The organism is Paenibacillus polymyxa (genome assembly GCF_001719045.1).
Taxonomy (GTDB): Bacteria; Bacillota; Bacilli; order Paenibacillales; family Paenibacillaceae; genus Paenibacillus; species Paenibacillus polymyxa_B.
In genome coordinates, this window is sequence record NZ_CP015423.1 from 1,481,640 (window position 1) to 1,502,943 (window position 21,304).

Consider the following 21,304-nt stretch of genomic DNA (forward strand, 5'->3'; position numbering starts at 1 on the left):
GCAAGGAGATTAATCAAATGAAATTAATATCTTGGAATGTAAACGGCTTAAGAGCCTGTGTGACCAAAGGGTTTTATGCTTATCTAAAAGAAACAAATGCCGATATTTTTTGCGTACAGGAAACGAAGCTTCAAGAAGGCCAAATCCTCATGGAGAACATGGAGGAATACACACAATACTGGAATTACGCTGAGAAAAAAGGATATTCCGGCACGGCTATTTTCACCAAAATCAAGCCGCTCTCTGTGCATTATGGACTTGAGGAAAACGAAGAACCAGAGGGCCGAACCATTACTCTGGAATTCGAAAAATTTTATCTCGTCAATGTGTACACACCGAATACCAAACGGGACTTATCCCGACTGCCCTACAGACTGGAATGGGAAGACCGTTTTCGCAGCTACCTGCAACAACTGGATGCTTTGAAGCCTGTCATCATTTGTGGAGATTTGAACGTAGCTCATCAGGAGATCGACCTCAAAAATGCCAAAGCTAACTACGGAAATGCCGGATTCACGCCTGAGGAACGGGAACGCATGTCACAGCTACTAGACGCCGGATTTATAGATACCTTCAGATCCTTTTATCCTGACCGGACGGATGTTTATTCCTGGTGGTCCTACATGCCGAAGGTGAGAGAACGGAATATTGGCTGGCGGATTGATTACTTCCTCGTCTCGGAGAGACTTCGTCCGCTATTGATGGATGCGAGCATTGATTGTCATATTACAGGCAGTGACCACTGCCCTGTGATATTGGATTTGCAAGATATTTCAGCATAGGTCCCCCCTGCCCTGACACAGGATTTATGAAATCTTAAAAAGCCGTTATGCTCTGTTATGGCAGCATGACGGCTTTAATTAATGGAGCTATGTCCCCAAATATACCTCGATACGGGAAATCAACCGATCTCTCACATCTTGCGCTTCTTTTTGATCTAATACAGCCTGGCATATCGTCTTCTTTTCGCCACTGACGTAATGCAGTACATATTGGGTCACTCTGCATTCCGGTGCATAAGTATCCTTACGATCCGTATTAAAATAAGTCACCTGGCAGCTTCCGAGAAAACAGAAAGATAGCTCACCTGTAGCTGTGAACAGCCAGCCTGGCAGCTTGGGCTTCAGCCTCAAGGATAGTCCCCTATGATCATAGCCAAACGGCTGCCCGCCCGTCATCATCCATAACCACATATGAATAAATTCTGCCGTAGATCCGCTCAGCCTCGCAATATATCCCGTTCCATGCAAACTTGCATCAGGATTAGCAATACTAGCAATAAAGGAGCTGTTCTCCAGCGTGCTTCTTCCGTAGACCTCTGGGTCCATAAAAGGCGGAAACGCTTTTTTAATGTCTGAAAAAAATTCAGTGTATAGACCCGCTCTTAAGCATTCAAGTAAATATTTAAATTCCATATGCATAAATATAGATTCATTTTCCAGCCAACCCGGCGTAAAAGCTGTGGAACGACCGAGTTCAAACGGCTGCCCCGCCAGACTTTCATTCACCTTATACATGCCCAGCTTCCTGTCGTAAAGCCCACTCTGCCTGATTTGCCGATATAGCTCCTGCCCATTTACAATGTCGCCAACCACTTTCATAGCCCGGGTCGGTCCCTCTAGAAAATATGGTGTATCCTTACGTTCGAAGGAATGTATGTTTACGAGCTTGCCCCCGCAGTCATCCTCCTGTACCTCGAATTCTCTGGCTTCATAATAAAAGAAGGTTGGGTATATCCCCTCACCGATAAGCAGAGCCTTATCCATCCCCTGTTGGAGTTTACGTTCAGCTTGGCCCAAAAACACCAGTACATCTTCAAACGCTAATGGTGTTTCTGCCCCTTCAATCCAAAACGAACCGTTTCGCGATACGCTTCTCTAGCATCCGAAATCCGTGACCAGAAGCTGTAATCCTTACTTTCATCCCTGCAATCAGCCTCATCCGAATCGTGGTAGTATTCCTCCATTGCGAGCTTCAGCTGTTGGATCAACTTAGCAACTTCTCGCGGCAACCGTAGCACAGAATCGCCCGAAAGCTTCACCTGTGCATGTATTAAAAATCTTACAAGTCGCTGTAATTCACACAGTTCACTGAATCCAGAAGCAAACAGCCCCGGAAGTCCGTTCATGGAATCATTCCATCCCGGCTTGCCCGCCTCCATCTCAATTCCCAAGCCCTCTGGGTCCAGCGTGGACAGCTTGATGGCTGCTAATGACAGCAGCTTTTCATATAAATTTGACTTATAAATCTCTCCGCTTCCATGTTCGGTTCGAACCCAATGAACATCGCGATCCCGGGCGTGCAGCTGAGCTTCTTTCTCCTTGCTCTCTACGACCGCCCCGTACTGACAGATACGTCCGTCCTTCATCTGCACGCATTTGTTTCGACGTGGCTGTACCCATGCCGGACTGTCGTAATACATGTACTCTCGGGTCGCGAGCAAGAGTTCCTCTTGTTTGTCTGGATAGATACTTAGATAACTTTCGATTAGATCCATGTTATATGTCCAATGGTCGATCCAGAAACCTTCACCAAAATCAGCCTCATAGCATTGTTCGGAATGCTTGAGAGCTTCGGTTACAAACGTCTCAACCGTTTGCTTTAGCGCGATGTTGTCATGAATGATATGTTTAGCTCACCCGGGGTGAACGACAATTGGAAAAAAGCACGCAAAGACGAATGATCTGCCACCTCCACCTGTCCCAGCAACGGTTCCAGCTCTCGTATTTGAAAGCTACACCCCTTTACAACAAGCGGATTATAGCCGTCCGGCTGAATCAGGCTCATAAACAAACGGATATTGAAATCTCCTATGCCGGGGTTAAACCACACATCATTTCTCCGGTTCTGGTTTGCATCGCGAAAATTACCATTTCCTTGAGAATAATATCCCGCCTGGAGCTTAAAGAAATTATAGTCCCGCTCCAGATCCCCATGCTTGCGTGAAAATACATGATATACAAACGGTTGCTCAGTGCCGTTGTCCAGCAGCAATGGATAACCACCACGTAACAGGTTATCCAGATAGTTCTGACGGCAGTATTCGTCAAATAACGGAATGGATGTCCGCGTTGCCATTTCATCCGTCAACTCTTCGATCAACGCTTTGGCTTCCTCCGGCTTCCGCTCGATATAAGGCATGGTTGCGATTTCCGTAATCCGTTATTGATAGAGTGAATATCATTCACATACCCGATGATCGTACAGTGATTGACGGCAGTACCTGCCGCCAGTCGTGCTGTGTAGCCGCTAAACCCACAAGGCACTTTATTCGTCGTCACAGGCTGCTGTGAAACCAAGTCTTCGACGCGTGTTTGGATAAAGCGATCCGGGAAGGTCAGTGCCGTATTTATCGTGCACCCCTTTTCTATTTAAAACCCGTTATTCGCCATCACTTGCTTGAACCACAGCGCACTTTGTTTGGGTGTCCGTTCCTGCGTGTCGTAATTGATGTGTATAATACCAAAACGTTTGCTGTATCCCCAGGCCCATTCAAAGTTATCGAGGAATGACCAGACAAAATAGCCCTTAAGCTGACCTCCCTCCCCAATAAAGCGATGGCATGCCTTTAAATGTTCCTCAATGTAATACTGACGTCCAATGTCCTCAATCTTTCCATTCACCAGTTCGTCCTTCATCGCTGCTCCGTTTTCCGTAATCAGGATGGGTAATCCCTTGGAAAAATCCTTCTCAATCCGCGTTAGCAGCTTATAAAAGGATTCAGGGTGAATCTCCCATCCCATATCCGTTACCGGTTCCTCTATGGAAACCTGCTCGACCTGAAGCAACGAAGCGTCTGTAGTCGCTCGAATGATACTGCGGGCGTAGTAGTTGATGCCCAAAAAATCCCCTGGCTGCTGAATCAGCTCCATATCACCAGGCTGTACAAAATCCAATCCATTCAAGTGCGCCCCGTACCATTCCACCATATCCTCAGGGTATTTCCCGTTAAACAATGGTTCGGCAAACCATCGATTAATAAAACCATCCCGCCGGACAGCAGCGGCTACATCTTCGGGGTGTTCAGAGGCTGCATCGACATGCTCCATGTTCAGCGTAATACCGATGTTGCCCGTCAGGCCCTTTTCCTTGTGTAAGTTCATGGCTATCCCGTGACACATCAGAATATGATGAGCGGCAGTAAAGGCTTCCCTCCAGTTCTCATGGCCGGGGGCATGCTCTCCTGTGCCATAGCCCAAAATAGAGGCGCAGTAGGGCTCATTTATCGTATTCCACCAGCTTATACGCTGTCCAAATCGATCCATGATTACAGAAGCATACGTTTTAAAATGTTGGATAATCTCTCGCTGCGTCCAACCGCCTTCGTCCTCAATCCACTGCGGTAGATCCCAATGATACAGCGTCAGCATTGGAATTAGCCCGGCCGACTCAATCTCATCCAGCAGACGCTCATAGAAGAGCAACCCCTGTTCGTTAACCACGCCGGGTGCGGGAATAATGCGCGGCCAGGCCACGGAAAAACGGTAATGTAAAAAGCCAAGTTGCTTCATTAATTGCACGTCTTCCTTAAAGCGGTGAAAATGGTCACAAGCCACATCTCCGCAGTCCCCTCCTATCACCTTTCCAGGTGCTCGACAGAAAGTATCCCAAATAGAAGGCGCTCTTCCTTCCTCATCCACGCCACCTTCAATTTGATAAGAAGAGGTCGAAGTTCCCCACATAAACGCGGTGGGGAATGTATAGGTATTCTCACTCATACTCGGTATCATCCTTTCAGGAATCAAGACTTCACAGCTCCGGCCATTGCACCGCCGACAATAAAGCGCTGGAGGAAAATATACAAAATAACGAGCGGTAGTGTAACAATCAGAATGCCGCAAGCGAGCAGCGGCCAGTTGTTCATGTATTGTCCGTAAAAGGAGAACAATCCCTTGGTCACTGGCTGATAAGCAGGATCAGACAAATAAATAGTAGGACCTATAATGTCATTCCACGCCCCTATAGCTGTCAAAATAATGCCTGTTGCCAACACCGGCTTCATCAGCGGGACAAGAATCGTAAACAAATATCGTGAATATCCGCACCCGTCCATGGCAGCCGCTTCATCCAGCTCTCGGGAGACAGACTTGATATACCCCACAAACATCAGAAAAGCGATGCCGGTACCTGTTGTTTTCAGCAAAATAAAACCAAGCTGGGTATTGTAAAGTCCCAGGCTATTAATGAGAGCAAATTGCGGAATCAGCGGATTCGGGAGATACATGGATATCAGGAAAAACACTTTTTCAGCATTGCAAAATTCCCCCTATACTCTTAGAATAAATGCATTTACTTTTACGAAAGCGGTTTAGTTAATTACAGCTACTATTATGTATCGGATAGCCTGTATTTGTAAATAGAGAGTTGTAAATTATCAAATAAAACATAAATCACCGTTATTACTCCTTAAAATATTAGGAAACATCCTTTATTTACACGGTTGACTCACTTCTATGAGGTAGCATAGAATACGAGTAATCATTAAGTTTGAAAAGAAAAGTCAATTTAACTAAATCAGTTTAGTTACGGAGGATTCCATGAATATAAAAACAATAGCTAGCATGGCAGGCGTTTCAGTGGCAACGGTTTCGAAAATCATTAACAATTACACAGACATCAGTGAGGAAACCCGACAGCGGGTACTTAAAATCATGGAGGAAACAGGCTATAGACCCTCCTCCTCGGCTAAAACGCTTGCTACCAAAAAATCTAATCTGGTAGGCGTTATATTTGCCGGCAAGCTGAATGTTGATTTTAGTCATCCTTTTTTTGTAGATATCATTAATGTCTTCAAAAAACAGATTGGCTTGCTCGGTTACGATCTGCTATTTTTCTCAAATGAGAAATTTCTGGATAATGGAGAGGACTATTTGGCTCGCTCGAAATATTTTTCAGTGGACGGGTGCATTATTATTGCTGGAGATGAGGTGGAGAAGAGTGTTTTTGATCTCGATGCCAGCCCTATCCCCTGCATCGGTGTCGATATTGAGCTAACCGGAGCTAGTTCCTGCTATATCATGTCCGACAATCAGAAGATTTCAATGAAGGTTGTTGAGCATTTTTACATGAATGGATACCGCGAAATGGGTTTTATGGGCATTGAACGCCCCTCTTTGGTTATTAAAGAGAGAGAGGAAGCCTTTATCGCCTCACTAAAACGGTTTAGTCTTGACGTTAGACCTGAATGGGTCGTGTATGGTAAGGACTACGCGGCAGAAGATGGATACCAGGTCGCGAAGGCGTGGATACAGCAAGGAAATTTACCAAAAGCTATTTTTGCGGCGACCGACCTGCTTGCTTTTGGTGCCATACGTGCTTTCAAGGAAAGCGGCTTGAGGGTACCCGAGGATATTGCTGTAGTGGGATGTGATGATATAGAAGCCTGTCGTTATACCGAACCTCCACTGACGACTGTAAAACAAGACAAGCAAAAAATAGGCCGTCTAGCCGCTATGGTGCTGTTTGACCTGATGAATAAACAAATGGATACGAAATGTATTAAAGTAGAGCCGGAACTAGTCATTCGTAGCTCCTGCGGAGCCCGGCAACATTGGAACCATACGAAGGTCAAGAGTTAGCATATGCCTTAAAAAAGATGACTCCTGATAAATTCAGAAGTCATCTTTTTGCAGTTTAATATTCATAGACCCATCGCTTATCTATTACTTGTAGGCCATCGTCGCATTCACGGCCTTTTTCCAGCCTTCATACAAGCTTTCACGTGTTGCTTCATCCATATTCGGGGCAAAAGAGGTTTCCACTCTCACCCGCTTGCGAAGTTCATCCGTACTCTTCCAATATCCAATAGCCAAACCTGCCAGACATGCAGCCCCCAGTGCCGTCGTCTCATGGATAACTGGCCGCTCCACTGTTGCATCCAAAATATCGCTCTGGAATTGCATCAGAAAATTGTTCAATACAGCTCCTCCATCCACCCGCAGCAATTTCACTGCAATACCTGAATCAATCTCCATGGCTGTAAGCACATCCTTGGTCTGATAAGCGAGTGACTCCAATGTGGCGCGGATAAAATGCTCCTTCGTGGTCCCGCGTGTCAAACCGAACATCGCTCCGCGCACCTCGCTATCCCAGTAGGGGCTGCCCAGTCCGACAAAAGCGGGTACAAGATACACTCCTTCCGTAGACGAAACACGGGCGGCATAAGGTTCACTGTCCTTCGCTTCACGGAACATACGTAGCCCGTCTCGCAGCCACTGGATCGCCGACCCCGCTACAAACACACTCCCCTCGAGTGCGTATTGCACTTTGCCTTCCTCCAGTCCCCAAGCGATGGTCGTAATCAGGCCGTGCTTGGATTCCACTGGTTGATCCCCCGTATTCATCAGCATGAAGCAGCCTGTGCCGTAAGTGTTTTTGATCATCCCTTTTTCGTAACATGCCTGACCAAACAAGGCTGCCTGCTGGTCACCTGCTGCACCGGCGATCGGTACATTCTGACCAAAGAAATGATAATCCACAGTGTGCGCATATACCTCGGAAGAAGGTCTTACCTCAGGTAGCATGATTTTCGGAACACCCAGAATGTCCAGCAGCTCTTCGTCCCACTTTAGTTCATAAATGTTGTACATCAGCGTCCTGGCTGCATTGGAGTAGTCCGTTACATGTGCCGTTCCGCCGGATAGTTTCCAGATCAGCCACGAGTCAATCGTACCGAATAACAGGTCACCTCGTTCCGCCTTTTCCCGCGCGCCCTCCACATGGTCCAGTATCCACTTTACTTTAGTGCCTGAAAAATACGGGTCGATCAACAGCCCTGTTTTGCTGTGAAAAAGCTCCTCGTGCCCTTGCCGCTTCAATTCTTCACAGATGTCCGAGGTTTGGCGTGATTGCCATACGAGTACGTTATACACGGGCACTCCTGTATTTTTGTCCCATACAGCCACCGATTCTCGCTGATTGGTAATGCCGATGGCAGCCACTTGATTTGCTTTTACACCGGATTCGGAAAGACAGGAGGCAATGACCCCGAGAATAGAGCTCCAGATTTCATTCGCATTCTGCTCTACCCAGCCGGGATGAGGAAAATACTGCGGAAATTCTCGCTGAGCCGAGTACACTACATCTCCTTCGCTATTGAACAAAATTGCTCTTGAGCTTGTCGTTCCCTGATCTAGTGACAAAATATATTTTCCCATTGTTCATCTCTCCCCGTGTAAATCCATCGTTTTTACGCTGTAAGTTTGTGATCCATTTTATGATTTTTATAAGTTCGACTCATACGGAAGGTAATCAAGAGTACAATCACGATGATCCCTAGTAAAATCCAAAAAGCCGGAGTCACACTCCCCTTAAAAACGGCCTGATAAAATGGCCCTGCGAAAGATCCCCCCAATAGCGGTCCTATAACGGGCACCCATGCATATTTCCAGTTGGACGCCCCCTTACCGGGAATCGGTAGTAAATAATGCATCAGACGCGGCCCAAAATCCCTCGCTGGATTGATGGCATAGCCCGTTGTGCCTCCAAGGGATAAACCGATACTGACAACTAAAAAACCAACAATCAACGGTTTCAGGCCGTCTGTAAATGAATTGGCGCCAAACGACAGTAAAGCAAGAACAAAGATGAAAGTACCTATCATTTCACTAAGCACGTTTCCAAACGGATGATCAATAGCTGGTCCTGTCGCGAATACACTGAGTTTGGCTGCTGTGTCCTCCGTCTCTTTCCAGTGGGGCCAATAATGCAAAATAACGATCACTGCACCCGCCATGGCCCCGAGAAGCTGAGCCACAATATAGCCGGGAACATCTTGCCATGGAAAACTACCCTGAAATGCCAACGCCAGTGTAACTGCCGGATTCAAATGCGCTCCGCTGATTTGACCCACTGCATACACCGCAATAGCTACCGCGAGCCCCCAACCCATTCCGACCACAATCCAGCCGGAAGCGTGGGCAAATGACTTTTTCAGGGACACCCCTGCGCACACTCCGCCACCTAGGGCAATAAGAATCATTGTCCCTATGAATTCGGCTGCGTATGGCGACATACAACCTACCTCCTCAATAGATCATCCGATTTTGATCGTTTTCATCGCACAAAAAAAGAAAAGCCATCACAAACCAACCCTGTGCTGTACCATGGGATGTCTGCGTGGCTCTCTTGTCTCCGTCACGATTATTAACTTAAATTTGATACTATATAAGCATGTAAGCGATGTCAACTGCGGATTTACGTTTCTTCATAGCTTAAAATAATCGTTGACCATGTTAGATTCTCCGATTTATGATGTGAAAAAATGGTTTAATGTGAGGATTTCAGGATGAATACGACACTCCCAAACTCGATGAAGAAGGGAAGAATGTTATGCTGAAATTTCTGCAAAAAATCGGCAAGTCGTTAATGCTTCCAGTAGCCACTCTACCCGCTGCAGGGATCTTGCAAGGATTAGCTCTGATTAATTATGAAACGGATATACCACTTGGTCCCGGAGTTGGCGGATTTCTGAATCATTATATCACTCCTTTTCTGAACGAGGGGGCGGGGGCCATCTTCGGTAACCTTGCGCTCATTTTCTCCATTGGTGTTGCCATTGGTCTGGCAGGCGACGCAGTAGCCGCATTATCGGCAGTCATTGCCTATATGGTGCTGACCCGTATTTTGGCGGCAGTGCCGGGTATATTTGCATATATTCCAGACGACGTCAAGCTGGACATGGGCGTATTGGGGGGTATTTTTATCGGTGGATGGTCTGCTTTTCTGTTTAAAAAATATCATAATATTCAGCTCCCGGATTGGCTTGGCTTCTTCTCAGGCAAACGCTTTGTCCCCATGATCACCGCCTTTACGACCATGATTCTGGCCATTCTGCTCGGCATGATCTGGAGTCCGATACAAGATGGGATTGCAGTCTTCGGCAACTGGATTGTCGGCTTTGGCGGAATCGGATCAATGGTATTCATGATTGCCAATCGGCTGCTGATCCCGCTCGGTTTGCATCATGTGTTGAACTCGATCGCATGGTTTCAAATTGGTGACTACACCAATGCTGCCGGTGAGGTCGTTCATGGTGACCTGACGCGTTTTTTTGCAGGCGATACATCGGCGGGTATATTCATGTCCGGCTTTTTCCCCATTATGATGTTCGCGCTGCCAGCAGCAGCCCTCGCATTCATCCATACCGCCAAACCGGAAAAACGTAAAGCCGTCGCTTCCATCTTCATCGGTTCTGCGCTGGCATCGTTCCTGACCGGAATTACCGAGCCCCTCGAATTTTCGTTTATGTTCATTGCACCATTGCTTTACGGCGTTCATGCTCTGCTGACAGGCCTGAGTGGCCTGGTCGTATACCTACTGGATGTCAAACTTGGCTTTTCTTTTTCAGCAGGACTCATTGACTATCTGGTCAATATGAAACTCTCCACCCATCCGTTGCGAATGATCCCGGTCGGACTTGTCTTCGCCCTCATCTATTACTTTCTGTTCCGATTTATCATTCTCAAATTCAACCTAAAAACTCCTGGGCGTGAAGACGATGTAGAAGACAGTCTCCTGTCTGAGGCTAACGAATCTGTACCCAATGGAAAGGCAAGCACCACATCCAACACTCAGTCCAGTCAGGCAGGCAGAATACTAACCTATCTCGGCGGTTCAGACAATATCCAAAGCATTGATGCCTGCATCACGCGGCTGCGTCTTGTCGTCAAAGACGACAAAGCGGTTAACGATCAAGCTCTCAAGCAGCTCGGAGCGTCGGGAATCATCAGGCTTGGTAATGGTACCCTGCAGGTTATTTTCGGGACTCGGTCCGAAATTCTGAAAGATGAAATACAGCGGCTGATGTCATAGCTGAATCCCTAACTTAAACACGTGCGTTCTTCATATAACAGACGCGCGTGCTTTTTTTTAGTAATAAACGTTTCAAATTTTTTGTTTTTGGTTAAGGCAATGCACATAAATGGGTAACAGCTTCATATGATGGAGCTAAACCATTTACAACTTGTTTAGCAGGCAGATTATCTCAGACAGCAAGGAGGGAAATGATGTGAAGACAGTACAATGGCTGGTATTATGTCTTGCTTTTCTCACGATGTTCAGTGCTTGTAGTGAACCCTCGTCCTCTGAAAGTCAATCATCTGAAACTAATTTGTCAAACAGAAAAAAGATAACGCTTACATTGTGGTACTGGAACCGTTCCATTGACGATGAACTACTCGCCCAGGCGGAAAAACAATTTCCCAACATTGAATTAAAAACTCAAAAAATAGGCGGTGACTTCAAAGCCAAACTGAAGACAACGCTCGCAGCTCGTTCCGGTGAACCAGACATCGTAGCTCTGAACGATTGGATGGTGGAGCTGTTCCCCAGTGCGGATCGTTTTTATGACTTAAGGGAACTCGGAGCAGACCGCTTGAAGGATCAATATTTGGAATGGAAATGGAATCAAGGGATCACTCCTGATGGTAAAATGATTGCATTTCCCATGGATACTGGGCCTACCGCCCTCTTCTATCGAAGTGATCTGTTTGCACAAGCAGGCTTGCCTAGTGAGCCTGAAAAGGTTAGTGCCTCCATCCGCACATGGGATGATTACATGGCAGCCGGAGAACAACTTCAGCAGAAATTCGGAAGCCGTTCATTTTTGGCTGATAATATTGTAAACGTTTACAATCAGGTACTCGCTCAGCACACAAACCTTTACTTCAAGCCGGATGGCAGCTACATCGGCAATCAATCTCCTGACATCCGTCTGGGCTGGAAAACCGCTGTCGATTTCCACAAGAAGCATCTGCTCGCCAATGCGGATGGCTGGACTCCCGAATGGAACGCTTCGGTCAATAACGGCAAAATTGCCTCTTTTGTAGGGGCTATCTGGATGAAGCAAGTTCTCACAGAGGCCGCGCCGGATACAGCGGGCAAATGGAGAGTCGCCCGTGCTCCTGGAGGAGACGGCAACCTGGGTGGTTCTTTCATTTCTATCCTCAAATCCAGCAAACATCCCAAAGAAGCTTTTGAAGTCCTGACCTGGCTGCAAAACCCGGAACACCAGCTGGAAGCCTACCACAAAATCGGACTGTTCCCGTCCACTCCCGGCGTCTATGACGATCCTATCATGGAGACACCCGAGCCTTTCTTTGGTGGTCAGGCCACCGGACTCATCTTTGCCACTTCCGCACGTCATGTGAAAAGCAGCTATTTCGGCGAGCGCTATCCTGTCATCCACGGCATTGTGACCCGTCGCCTTGCTAATGTCGCCAAGCAGGATGCCAATCCCGATGCATTATGGACGGAAACCATGGATCGAATCGAACGGGAATTACAGCGATAAAAAACAAAATTCAAAAAAGGCGTGTGGACATTATGCTGAGAGAAATCTGGAAGCACCGTGTCGTTTATGCTGCGATCTCGCCGTTTTATCTGCTGTTTGGCATCTTTGGACTGTTTCCGATTGGCTTTTCATTATATCTAGCGTTTCACAAATGGGACGGGATCGGAGACATGACCTACAACGGCTGGGGCAATTTTCGCTACCTTGTGACAGACAATGAATTTTGGCAGGCTGTAGGCAACACCTTTGTGATCTGGGTGTATGCAACGATTCCGATGCTATTCTTCGCACTGATTATTGCCTTTCTGCTTTATGCCCCTTTTGTGAAAATGCGCACCTTATGGCGAGTTGGATTCTTCCTGCCCAATGTGACGTCTATTGTGGCTGTTGCCATCATATTTGGTGCCTTATTTGCCAACAATTTTGGATTTCTCAACTACCTTCTGCAACTCTTGGGACTACCCATGGTTCAATGGTTGAATGTGCCATGGGGTATCCAAATTGCCATTTCTTCTATGGTCGTATGGAGATGGATGGGCTATAACGCAATCATCTATTTGGCCGGACTCCAGAGTATTCCGCATGTGCTGTATGAGGCCGCCAAAATAGACGGGGCAACCGGAGCGCAAGCTTTTTTCCGCATCACTATCCCCATGCTGCGCCCAGTCATTCTGTTTACGGTCATTACGTCCACCATCGGCGGTATGCAGCTCTTCACCGAGCCACAGGTCCTGGTCGGTAATGACGGCGGTTCCGGGGCAAGTGGCATGACCATCGTTTTATACCTGTACCGCGAGTCGTTCATTAACAACTATTTTGGATATGGTGCAGCCGTCGGATGGGGCATGTTCCTCATCATTGCTCTATTCTCCATCATAAACTGGAAACTCGTTCAAGGTAAAAAATAACGATGGGAAGGAGCTTCACAACATGATGCAGACACGCGCAAAATCCTTTGTTTTATATGCCGGATTGTTGGTGGGAATCATCCTGTCGATGTTTCCATTTTACTGGCTGATCGTCATGGCAACTCGTACCACTTCAGACATCTACCGTTTTCCACCGCAATTGTGGTTTGGCAGCCACTTCTTGGATAACATAACGAGAGTATTACAGCAGATTAATTTTGCCGGAGCCTTTTTTAATACCCTTTTTGTAGCCAGTTCTGTTACCCTATTGGTTCTGTTTTTCGATTCACTGGCAGGTTTTGCATTCGCCAAGTTTGATTTTCCGGGCAAAAAAGTGCTATTTATCGTTCTGCTAGCTACAATGATGGTCCCTTCACAACTTTCGCTTGTCCCCTCCTTTGTCATGATGGCCTCCTTTGGATGGGTAGGTACGTTCAAAGCGCTTATCATCCCGGGGATGGTTAATGCCTTCGGCATTTTCTGGATTCGTCAATATGCGGAAGAATCCATCCCAAAGGAGCTGCTGGATGCGGGCCGGATGGACGGATGCAGCTTTTTTCGACTGTACTTGAATGTAGCACTGCCTATTCTACGTCCTGCGTTCGCTTTTCTCGGCGCGTTTACCTTTATAGGAGCTTGGAATGATTATTTATGGCCGCTAATCGTCTTAACGGATGAGCGTAAATTCACGCTCCAGATTGCACTGTCACAATTGAACGGGATTTACAATACGGATTATGCGATGGTCATTGCGGGCACCCTGCTGGCTGTACTGCCACTTATTATTTTGTTTCTTTTCATTAGCCGCCAGTTTATTTCCGATCTTGCCGCCGGAGCGGTCAAAGATTAGATTTACTTGAATTCCCTTATTCATTTCATGTATAATAGTTAATCGTCATTTCAAATAGCTTACATGATGAAGTTAGGTATCCAACAGGCAATCAGGTTAAGCGATTTACGATTTGAACATGAACTATGAACTGAGGGGAACTTTCCAGATGAACAAATTCACATATTATAACCCCACCAAATTAATATTTGGAGACAATCAAATTGAAGAACTGCAGCAGGAGCTGCTGAATTACGGCAAAAATATTTTACTGATATACGGAGGCGGAAGTGTCAAGCGAAATGGTCTGTATGACCAAGTATTAAACGCGTTAGAGCCGCTACATCTTAACATTCATGAATTGTCCGGCGTAGAGCCGAATCCGCGCTTGTCCACCGTTAAGAAGGGCATCGACATTTGCCGAAATGAAAACATCGACTTCTTACTTGCAGTAGGCGGCGGAAGCGTTATTGATTGCACCAAAGCCATCGCAGCAGGGGCTAAATATGACGGCGATGTGTGGGATATTATCAACAAAAAGCACATGCCGACCGAGGCTCTACCATTCGGCACCATCCTCACACTCGCCGCCACCGGTTCAGAAATGAATCCGGATTCTGTTATCACCAACTGGGAAACGAACGAAAAATACGTATGGGGCAGCACGGTGACGCATCCGAAATTTTCGATTCTGGACCCAAAAAACACCTTCTCTGTGCCACGTGATCAGACGGTATATGGCATGGTGGATATGATGAGCCATGTGTTTGAACAGTATTTTCACAATGTTAAAAATACACCGTTGCAAGATCGTATGTGCTTTTCCGTGCTGCAAACCGTGATCGAAACTGCACCTAAACTGCTGGAGGATTTGCACAACTACGAGCATCGTGAAACGATTTTATATGCCGGAACGATTGCTCTTAACGGAACACTGCAAATGGGCTACTTCGGGGATTGGGCTTCGCATACGATTGAACATGCATTATCCGCTGTATATGATATTCCTCATGCTGGCGGTCTGGCAATTCTGTTTCCCAACTGGATGAGACATACAGTGGATCAGGATGCTGCACGCATGAAGCGGCTGATGCTCAGCATGTTTGACTTAGACACCGTAGGTAAAACAGATAGAGAAATCGCCTTGGAAGGTATTGATCGTCTTAGTGCATTCTGGACAAGTCTCGGTGCCCCTTCTACGCTGGCCGATTACAATATTAATGATGAGCAATTGGAAAAAATCGCGGACATTGCAGCCCGTGAAATGGAGTACGGAGGCTTTGGTAATTATAAAAAGCTGAATCAAGAAGATATTTTAGCTATTTTGCGTGCATCGTTATAACATTTAAAAGGGAGTGTCCTCAAGCCTGTGATGGCTGAGGGCACTCCCTTTTGGAATTTATGAATTAACCGTGTGTCCCTTTTCTTCTACTTGAATAGCTGCCCCTACACTGGCACCTGCAAGAATGCCCTTTTTCTTATTAGGATACAGAGAATCCATATAGGTTCGGGTTTCCGCAACTACAATTCCTGATAAGCCGAGCAGTGCAATCAGGTTCGGGAAAGCCATCATTGCGTTAAAGATATCTGCCAGCAGCCAAATGGCTTCCAACTTGATGAACGCACCTCCTGCCACAAGTGCGATGAACAAATAACGGTATGGTTTAATCCATTTGACACCCAGTAAATATTCAACACAACGTTCCCCGTAGTAACTCCAGCCCAGTATCGTTGTGAACGCAAATAAAATAAGGCTAATCGTCACGAGCTCTGCACCAGCCGGAAAGGCACTGGAAAACGCATGCTGGGTCATCAGACCTCCATCGTCATTTCCACTCCATATTCCCGTAACCAGCAACGTAAATCCCGTCAGATTACAAATAATCATTGTATCAATAAATACGCCTGTCATGGATATCAGCCCTTGTTCTGCAGGCCATTTCGTCTTAGCAGCAGCTGCTGCAATTGGCGCACTTCCCAAACCGGCTTCATTAGCAAAAATACCTCTGGCAACTCCGCTTCGCATCGCCAACATAATCGTCGCTCCGGCAAATCCACCCGTTGCAGATGTGGTCGAGAAGGCCCCTTGTAATACTAAAGCAATCGCATGAGGAAGCTCTCCTGCAAACTTAATGAGTACAATTAAGCAAACTACGATATAGAGCCCCGACATGAATGGAACAATCTTTGTGGATACCTTGGCAATACTTTTGAGTCCTCCAATCGTAACAACAGCCGTTAACACGGAAATAATGATCGCTGTAACTACCGTTGGCACTCCAAAGCTACTTTCCGTCGAAGAAACGATAGCCTTTACTTGCGGAAAAGTACCGATTCCAAATAGGGCTACAAGAACACCAGAAAAGGCAAACAACATCGCCAACGGCTTGAAACGGCGGCCAAGTCCGTTTTCAATATAATACATCGGACCACCCGAAAATTGTCCGTTCCGGTCTTTAACACGGTATTTAACGGATAATAATCCTTCCGCATATTTGGTTGCCATCCCGAAAAAAGCTGCAACCAGCATCCAGAATAATGAACCGGGCCCACCCAGTTTGATTGCTGTTGCCACGCCGACGATACTTCCTGTACCTACAGTAGCTGCCAGTGCCGTGCTCAATGCTCCGAAGCTGCTTACATCTCCACTACCTTCGTCCGGCGCTTTACCAATTAGCTTGAGCGCCAAAGGCAATCGAATAACCTGGAGCAGCTTCAAACGGATCGTTAGCCACAACCCAGTGCCCATTACGAGAATAAGAAGCGGTGCTCCCCATATCCAGCTGTCAATCGTCTCTAATACATGTACCAAATTCATTTCAACCCGCTCCTCCAGCATATTAGAAAACAAAAAAGAGTCAAATCCGCTGATTCGACTCCTGGAGAGGTTAAAGGCACGAAAAAATACAACCATCTTGTGCAGGTTTCTACCTCAATAGCTCATAAAAAAGCCTAGGGCATTCCCTGTCACAGGTTATTCGCGTCTCTGTCCTTTTGCCTGAGAGTTTAAGCAGATGTTATCTGCGGTGCACCTTCGGCGCCCAATTAAGGGTCTCTCCAGAGTTCTGTCCGTTTACGGTCCCCGCTTGTTGCTGTAATCAGCCTAAGCACCTGAGAGTTTTGCCCCTTCGGTCGGAACCTTCGTTCCATCTCCCGCAAACATCAACCAGACATATGAAATTTTTATTCATTATACAGAAAACTTTCAGCTTATTACAAGTGAAAAGTTTGTGAAGCCCTCTGAAATATTATTATTGTGTCTATCGAAAAAGCGGGTACAGCAGATTGCATCCTTAGAATGTCCTCTGCTATACCCGCCCGAGACGATATGGAATTACAATTCTTCACCATTGGTTGCTATCACATTTTTATACCAGTTAAATGAGTCCTTTTTGGAGCGTTTGAGCGTTCCGTTACCGTCATCATCCAGATCAACGTAAATAAATCCGTAGCGCTTGGACATTTCGGAAGTAGACATGCTCACAAGGTCGATAGGACCCCAGCTGGTGTAACCAATCAGATCAACACCGTCGGCAATCGCTTCCTTCATTTGGGCAATATGCTGACGCAAGTAATCAATGCGATACGTGTCATGCACAGAGCCGTCTTCTTCCACCTTATCATACGCACCCAAACCATTTTCCACGATGAACAGCGGCTTTTGATAGCGGTCATAAAACGTATTCAGCGTAACACGCAGGCCGATCGGATCGATCTGCCAGCCCCAGTCGGAGGACTGCAGATACGGATTTTTCACGCCACCAATCAGGTTTCCTGCTGCTTTTTGGCCTTCTGGACCTGCAGATACGGTCAAGGTCATATAGTAGCTGAATGAGATAAAATCAACCGTATTATTTTTCAATATTTCGGCATCGCCTGGTTCTGTGTGTATTACAACATTATTTTCTTCAAAATAACGATTCATGTAGTTAGAATATTCCCCACGGGCATGCACATCCGTAAAGAACAGGTTCATCTGATTTTCATGCTGGGCTTTCAGTATATCCTCTGGGTTACACGTATGTGGATAGCTTTCAATACGTGCCAGCATACAGCCGATCTGAGCGCCCGGGATGATCTCATGTCCCCGTCTGGTCGCCAGTGCACTAGCTACAAATTGATGATGCAATGCTTGATATATCGCTTGTTGTTTGTTTTCTACACGGTCAATAACCACACCGCCACCGGTGAACGGACTCATGGTCATTACATTGATTTCATTAAAGGTCAGCCAGTATTTTACTTTATCCTTATAGCGTGTAAACACCGTTTCGGCATAATTTACGTAATGCTGTATGACTTCACGTCCCAGCCAGCCATTATACTTCTGCGTCAGACCTAGCGGTGTTTCATAATGTGACAATGTTACCAGCGGCTCAATATTATACTTTCGCAGCTCATCAAATACATTGTCGTAGAATTGCAATCCTGCTTCATTTGGCTCGGCATCATAGCCATTCGGGAAAATCCGCGACCAGTGGATGGACATACGGAATACTTTAAAGCCCATTTCAGCGAATAATGCAATATCTTCTTTGTAATGGTGGTAAAAGTCTACACCTTCACGCTTTGGAAAACGTGCATTGACTTTGCCTGCCAAAATGTCTTCGAGTCGTTCGGACGAAATCTCTATAGCGTGATCGTTCTTGCGCTCTGCTTTGGGTACATAGGCAACCATGTCTGCGCTGGACAATCCTTTTCCATCTATGTCAAAAGCACCTTCCAATTGGTTGGCTGCGGTTGCCCCGCCCCACAAGAAGTTTTTCGGAAACCCTTTTAGCGTCTTCGTCATAGTATAAAAACCTCTTTCCGTATTTAAGATTTTTACTTTGGTCAAGTCATCCCATCAAGTGCTGCAAATATGAATCAATACCTAACGATAACCGTTCTCCTTTGAAATGCATTGACAGATACTTTAAAATAGACGTAATGCCTTCATAAGCATCCTAATCGTTGTAACGCGTTTCATGTCAAGAATTTATTTTTTTCTTATGTGAGGAGAAGCACCATGTCGAATCTTGATCAAATTGCAAAACTGGCGGGCTTTTCCAAAGCTACGGTATCCAGAGTATTAAATCAGTCCCCCCATGTTAGTCACGAAACAAGAGCTAAAATTTTGAAAATCATGCAGGAATTAGATTATGTTCCTAATCGAAATGCCATTTCTCTATCCAAGGGTCAGACGCTTCAGATCGGTATCATTACTTCAACTATTAATGAAATTGTTCTCGCTTTTCTGGACAGCTTTGTGGAAGTAGCGGGCCAATATGAATTTCAAACCATTATTTATACTTCGGGAGAAGACAAAAAGAAAGAGCTTCAAGCCTTTGAGGATTTAAAAAGAAAAAGAGTCGATGCGCTGGTCATCATTTCCTGCGTGAATGACACTGATTTTTTGAGCACCTATTGCAAATATGGCCCGATCGTGTCGTGGCAACGAATGGAGCATACCGATATTCGCTCCGTCGCTATGGATCAGTATGAAGGATATATGTTAGCGCTCAAACATTTGATACAAAAAGGCTATACTCGTATAGCCAATGCTTTTGGCCGTCCGAGCAGTATTAATACCCATAGTAGACAACGAGCCTACGAACAGATCATGAGTGAGCACAATCTGCCCGTGTTGCAACACTGGAATCACTCTTCTATTTATAATATCCGTGATGGCGAACAGGTCGTACGGGATCTGTTACAGCATCCGGACGAATTTCCAGAGGCTATTTTATGTGCTAACGATTATGTAGCAGTGGGCATTCTCTGCGAAGCACGCAGACAACAACTGAACGTACCGGAAGATCTAGCAATTGTTGGATTCGATAACACGGAGCTGGCGCATACGCTGGGGATTACAACGATTCAAAATCCTATCATGGCTCAAGCACAAAATGCCTTTTTCATGCTTTCCCCTCAGCTGATTGGACGCCAAATGAAGCTTCATTCGCTAGAGTACAGCCTCATTGAACGTACGACTACATAAGGTAACGATGTACTTGCAAATTAGGCAAAAGGGCCTTGATATGAAATATTTTTTGTCGAAAGAGAATAAAATATGTTGAAATCGCTTTTTTTTGTGCTACAATAGCACTATATCGAAGGATTGTGACCGGTGATGCGGGCAATGCCTGAGTTCAATTGAGTGCTATTGCTAACAATAGTATTGAATTGTGCTTAGGCATTTTTTATTGGTAAAGGATGGGAGGGGGAACTTCAATGATTATTGAGAAGGTGCTCAATAACAACGTCCTATTGACTAAAAACGATAAAGGCAAAGAGGTCATCGTGATGGGAAGAGGTATTTCCTTCAAAAAGGTGGCTGGTGATCAAGTCGATGATGATAAAATAGATAAGATTTTCATGTTAAATGAAAACGAGTTCACGGCCAAACTAACCGAGTTGCTGAACGATATTCCTGTATCTCATCTGGAGGTCGTGAATGAAATCGTAACCCATGCAACGGAAGTGTTGGATACGGAGTTAAGCGATAATATTTATTTAACGTTGACCGACCATATTCATTTTGCCATACAACGGCAAGAAAAAGGACTGGCACTCCAAAACGCGATGCTGTATGAAATTAAACGCTTTTACAAAAAAGAATTTGCAGTTGGGCTGGATGCTCTCCAAAAAATTGAAAATACGCTCGGAGTAAAATTAGGCGAAGATGAAGCGGGATTTATTGCATTGCATATGGTGAATGCACGGATCGACGGTAACGAAATGAAGTCCACACTGAAAATGACTGAGATTGTCCAACATATCTTGAACATTATTACGTATCATTACGGAATTGTGCTGGATGAGTCTTCTTTTAGCTACTCGAGATTTTTGACACATTTGCAATATTTTGCGATGCGAGTGATTCGCAAAGAAGTCATTCACAGTGGTGAAGAATTTTTGTACAACCAGGTAAAGCAGACGTATACCGAAGCTTTTGCTTGTGCTCAAAAGATCAATGAGTATCTGGAAAAAACATACGATCAATATTTAAGCAAGGATGAATACGTATATCTAACTATCCATATTCATCGCGTAACTGAACGTAATAACATATAAGACTAACAATTTCATACTTTCATCGTTCATGGATTGTGACTGGTAAGGCAGGCAAAACCTAAACTGATGGTGAAATCGACGTTCCCTTATAGGAGAGAGTGCGTAGTTTTCACCACGAGTTTAGGTTTTTCTTGTTTACAAGTTTAAAAAGATGCACGCCGGCGTATCTTAGCAACAGCTGTAAACAGTAAATCCTATCAGTAGCAAGAATAACCCATA

Annotated in this window: 17 protein-coding genes, 1 pseudogene and 1 riboswitch; of the genes and pseudogenes, 9 read left to right on the top strand and 9 right to left on the bottom strand. The window is 45.6% G+C overall.

Annotation, left to right across the window (positions count from 1 at the left end):
* Positions 1–17 precede the first annotated feature (17 nt).
* Positions 18–782 (top strand): exodeoxyribonuclease III, encoded by a 765-nt coding sequence (locus AOU00_RS06660; protein ID WP_069290221.1) that lies wholly within the window; start codon positions 18–20, stop codon positions 780–782.
* 87 nt (positions 783–869) lie between these two features.
* Here the strand turns inward: AOU00_RS06660 and AOU00_RS26975 are convergent, their stop codons facing one another.
* The 5 genes and pseudogenes from AOU00_RS26975 to AOU00_RS06675 all read right to left on the bottom strand — a co-directional run.
* A complete protein-coding gene (locus AOU00_RS26975) occupies positions 870–1,805 on the bottom strand; it encodes a hypothetical protein (protein WP_237166293.1) in 936 nt (311 codons plus the stop codon).
* Between the two features lie 17 nt (positions 1,806–1,822).
* Positions 1,823–2,422, bottom strand: a complete 600-nt coding sequence (locus AOU00_RS26980; protein ID WP_237166295.1) for a hypothetical protein — start codon at positions 2,420–2,422, stop codon at positions 1,823–1,825.
* A gap of 179 nt (positions 2,423–2,601) precedes the next feature.
* A complete protein-coding gene (locus AOU00_RS26985) occupies positions 2,602–3,141 on the bottom strand; it encodes a hypothetical protein (RefSeq protein ID WP_231109394.1) in 540 nt (179 codons plus the stop codon).
* Positions 3,142–3,371: 230 nt separating this feature from the next.
* A complete protein-coding gene (locus tag AOU00_RS06670; RefSeq protein WP_061828825.1) occupies positions 3,372–4,718 on the bottom strand; it encodes a GH1 family beta-glucosidase in 1,347 nt (448 codons plus the stop codon).
* 23 nt (positions 4,719–4,741) lie between these two features.
* Positions 4,742–5,242: pseudogene (locus tag AOU00_RS06675) on the bottom strand (carbohydrate ABC transporter permease); the annotation flags it as partial.
* A 295-nt stretch (positions 5,243–5,537) separates the two neighbouring features.
* Between AOU00_RS06675 and AOU00_RS06680 the strand changes: the two are divergent.
* Positions 5,538–6,578, top strand: coding sequence for a LacI family DNA-binding transcriptional regulator (locus tag AOU00_RS06680; protein WP_061828826.1), 1,041 nt, complete (start codon positions 5,538–5,540; stop codon positions 6,576–6,578).
* Between the two features lie 84 nt (positions 6,579–6,662).
* On the opposite strand, the gene glpK is transcribed toward AOU00_RS06680, so the two are convergent.
* Complete coding sequence (glpK, locus tag AOU00_RS06685) at positions 6,663–8,156, bottom strand: glycerol kinase GlpK (RefSeq protein ID WP_061828827.1); 1,494 nt, start codon at positions 8,154–8,156, stop codon at positions 6,663–6,665.
* Between the two features lie 32 nt (positions 8,157–8,188).
* Positions 8,189–9,013, bottom strand: coding sequence for an MIP/aquaporin family protein (locus tag AOU00_RS06690; protein WP_061828828.1), 825 nt, complete (start codon positions 9,011–9,013; stop codon positions 8,189–8,191).
* A 317-nt stretch (positions 9,014–9,330) separates the two neighbouring features.
* Here AOU00_RS06690 and AOU00_RS06695 point away from each other — a divergent pair, with 317 nt between their 5' ends.
* The 5 genes from AOU00_RS06695 (at position 9,331) to AOU00_RS06715 (ending at position 15,371) form a co-directional block, all read left to right on the top strand.
* On the top strand, positions 9,331–10,812 hold the full coding sequence (locus AOU00_RS06695; protein ID WP_061828829.1) for a PTS transporter subunit EIIC: 1,482 nt from the start codon (positions 9,331–9,333) through the stop codon (positions 10,810–10,812).
* 196 nt (positions 10,813–11,008) lie between these two features.
* Complete coding sequence (locus AOU00_RS06700; protein ID WP_061828830.1) at positions 11,009–12,292, top strand: ABC transporter substrate-binding protein; 1,284 nt, start codon at positions 11,009–11,011, stop codon at positions 12,290–12,292.
* Between the two features lie 32 nt (positions 12,293–12,324).
* Positions 12,325–13,200 carry a carbohydrate ABC transporter permease gene (locus AOU00_RS06705; protein ID WP_061828888.1) on the top strand — a complete coding sequence of 292 codons (876 nt, stop codon included), beginning with the start codon at positions 12,325–12,327 and terminating at the stop codon, positions 13,198–13,200.
* A gap of 22 nt (positions 13,201–13,222) precedes the next feature.
* A complete protein-coding gene (locus AOU00_RS06710) occupies positions 13,223–14,050 on the top strand; it encodes a carbohydrate ABC transporter permease (RefSeq protein ID WP_061828831.1) in 828 nt (275 codons plus the stop codon).
* A gap of 148 nt (positions 14,051–14,198) precedes the next feature.
* The gene (locus AOU00_RS06715; RefSeq protein WP_061828832.1) at positions 14,199–15,371 is read left to right on the top strand and encodes an iron-containing alcohol dehydrogenase; all 1,173 of its coding nucleotides are present in this window, start codon (positions 14,199–14,201) and stop codon (positions 15,369–15,371) included.
* A gap of 57 nt (positions 15,372–15,428) precedes the next feature.
* On the opposite strand, the gene AOU00_RS06720 is transcribed toward AOU00_RS06715, so the two are convergent.
* Positions 15,429–16,847 carry an alanine/glycine:cation symporter family protein gene (locus tag AOU00_RS06720; protein ID WP_061828833.1) on the bottom strand — a complete coding sequence of 473 codons (1,419 nt, stop codon included), beginning with the start codon at positions 16,845–16,847 and terminating at the stop codon, positions 15,429–15,431.
* A 158-nt stretch (positions 16,848–17,005) separates the two neighbouring features.
* A riboswitch (glycine riboswitch) is annotated at positions 17,006–17,100 on the bottom strand.
* Positions 17,101–17,363: 263 nt separating this feature from the next.
* Positions 17,364–18,821 (bottom strand): glycoside hydrolase family 1 protein, encoded by a 1,458-nt coding sequence (locus tag AOU00_RS06725; protein ID WP_069290222.1) that lies wholly within the window; start codon positions 18,819–18,821, stop codon positions 17,364–17,366.
* A gap of 216 nt (positions 18,822–19,037) precedes the next feature.
* On the opposite strand from AOU00_RS06725, the gene AOU00_RS06730 reads away from it, so the two are divergent.
* Together AOU00_RS06730 and licT are read left to right on the top strand one after the other, a co-directional pair.
* Complete coding sequence (locus AOU00_RS06730; RefSeq protein WP_069290223.1) at positions 19,038–20,009, top strand: LacI family DNA-binding transcriptional regulator; 972 nt, start codon at positions 19,038–19,040, stop codon at positions 20,007–20,009.
* 233 nt (positions 20,010–20,242) lie between these two features.
* The gene (gene licT, locus AOU00_RS06735) at positions 20,243–21,085 is read left to right on the top strand and encodes a BglG family transcription antiterminator LicT (protein WP_023990001.1); all 843 of its coding nucleotides are present in this window, start codon (positions 20,243–20,245) and stop codon (positions 21,083–21,085) included.
* Positions 21,086–21,304 lie beyond the last annotated feature (219 nt).

What these genes read in the sequence shown, in the direction of transcription:
- AOU00_RS06660 (WP_069290221.1), top strand. Translation starts at nt 18, where the DNA reads ATGAAATTAATATCTTGGAATGTAAACGGCTTAAGAGCCTGTGTGACC.
- AOU00_RS26980 (WP_237166295.1), bottom strand. Translation starts at nt 2,422, where the DNA reads ATGTATTACGACAGTCCGGCATGGGTACAGCCACGTCGAAACAAATGC.
- AOU00_RS26985 (WP_231109394.1), bottom strand. Translation starts at nt 3,141, where the DNA reads ATGCCTTATATCGAGCGGAAGCCGGAGGAAGCCAAAGCGTTGATCGAA.
- AOU00_RS06670 (WP_061828825.1), bottom strand. Translation starts at nt 4,718, where the DNA reads ATGAGTGAGAATACCTATACATTCCCCACCGCGTTTATGTGGGGAACT.
- AOU00_RS06680 (WP_061828826.1), top strand. Translation starts at nt 5,538, where the DNA reads ATGAATATAAAAACAATAGCTAGCATGGCAGGCGTTTCAGTGGCAACG.
- glpK (WP_061828827.1), bottom strand. Translation starts at nt 8,156, where the DNA reads ATGGGAAAATATATTTTGTCACTAGATCAGGGAACGACAAGCTCAAGA.
- AOU00_RS06690 (WP_061828828.1), bottom strand. Translation starts at nt 9,013, where the DNA reads ATGTCGCCATACGCAGCCGAATTCATAGGGACAATGATTCTTATTGCC.
- AOU00_RS06695 (WP_061828829.1), top strand. Translation starts at nt 9,331, where the DNA reads ATGCTGAAATTTCTGCAAAAAATCGGCAAGTCGTTAATGCTTCCAGTA.
- AOU00_RS06705 (WP_061828888.1), top strand. Translation starts at nt 12,325, where the DNA reads ATGCTGAGAGAAATCTGGAAGCACCGTGTCGTTTATGCTGCGATCTCG.
- AOU00_RS06710 (WP_061828831.1), top strand. Translation starts at nt 13,223, where the DNA reads ATGATGCAGACACGCGCAAAATCCTTTGTTTTATATGCCGGATTGTTG.
- AOU00_RS06715 (WP_061828832.1), top strand. Translation starts at nt 14,199, where the DNA reads ATGAACAAATTCACATATTATAACCCCACCAAATTAATATTTGGAGAC.
- AOU00_RS06720 (WP_061828833.1), bottom strand. Translation starts at nt 16,847, where the DNA reads ATGAATTTGGTACATGTATTAGAGACGATTGACAGCTGGATATGGGGA.
- AOU00_RS06725 (WP_069290222.1), bottom strand. Translation starts at nt 18,821, where the DNA reads ATGACGAAGACGCTAAAAGGGTTTCCGAAAAACTTCTTGTGGGGCGGG.
- AOU00_RS06730 (WP_069290223.1), top strand. Translation starts at nt 19,038, where the DNA reads ATGTCGAATCTTGATCAAATTGCAAAACTGGCGGGCTTTTCCAAAGCT.
- licT (WP_023990001.1), top strand. Translation starts at nt 20,243, where the DNA reads ATGATTATTGAGAAGGTGCTCAATAACAACGTCCTATTGACTAAAAAC.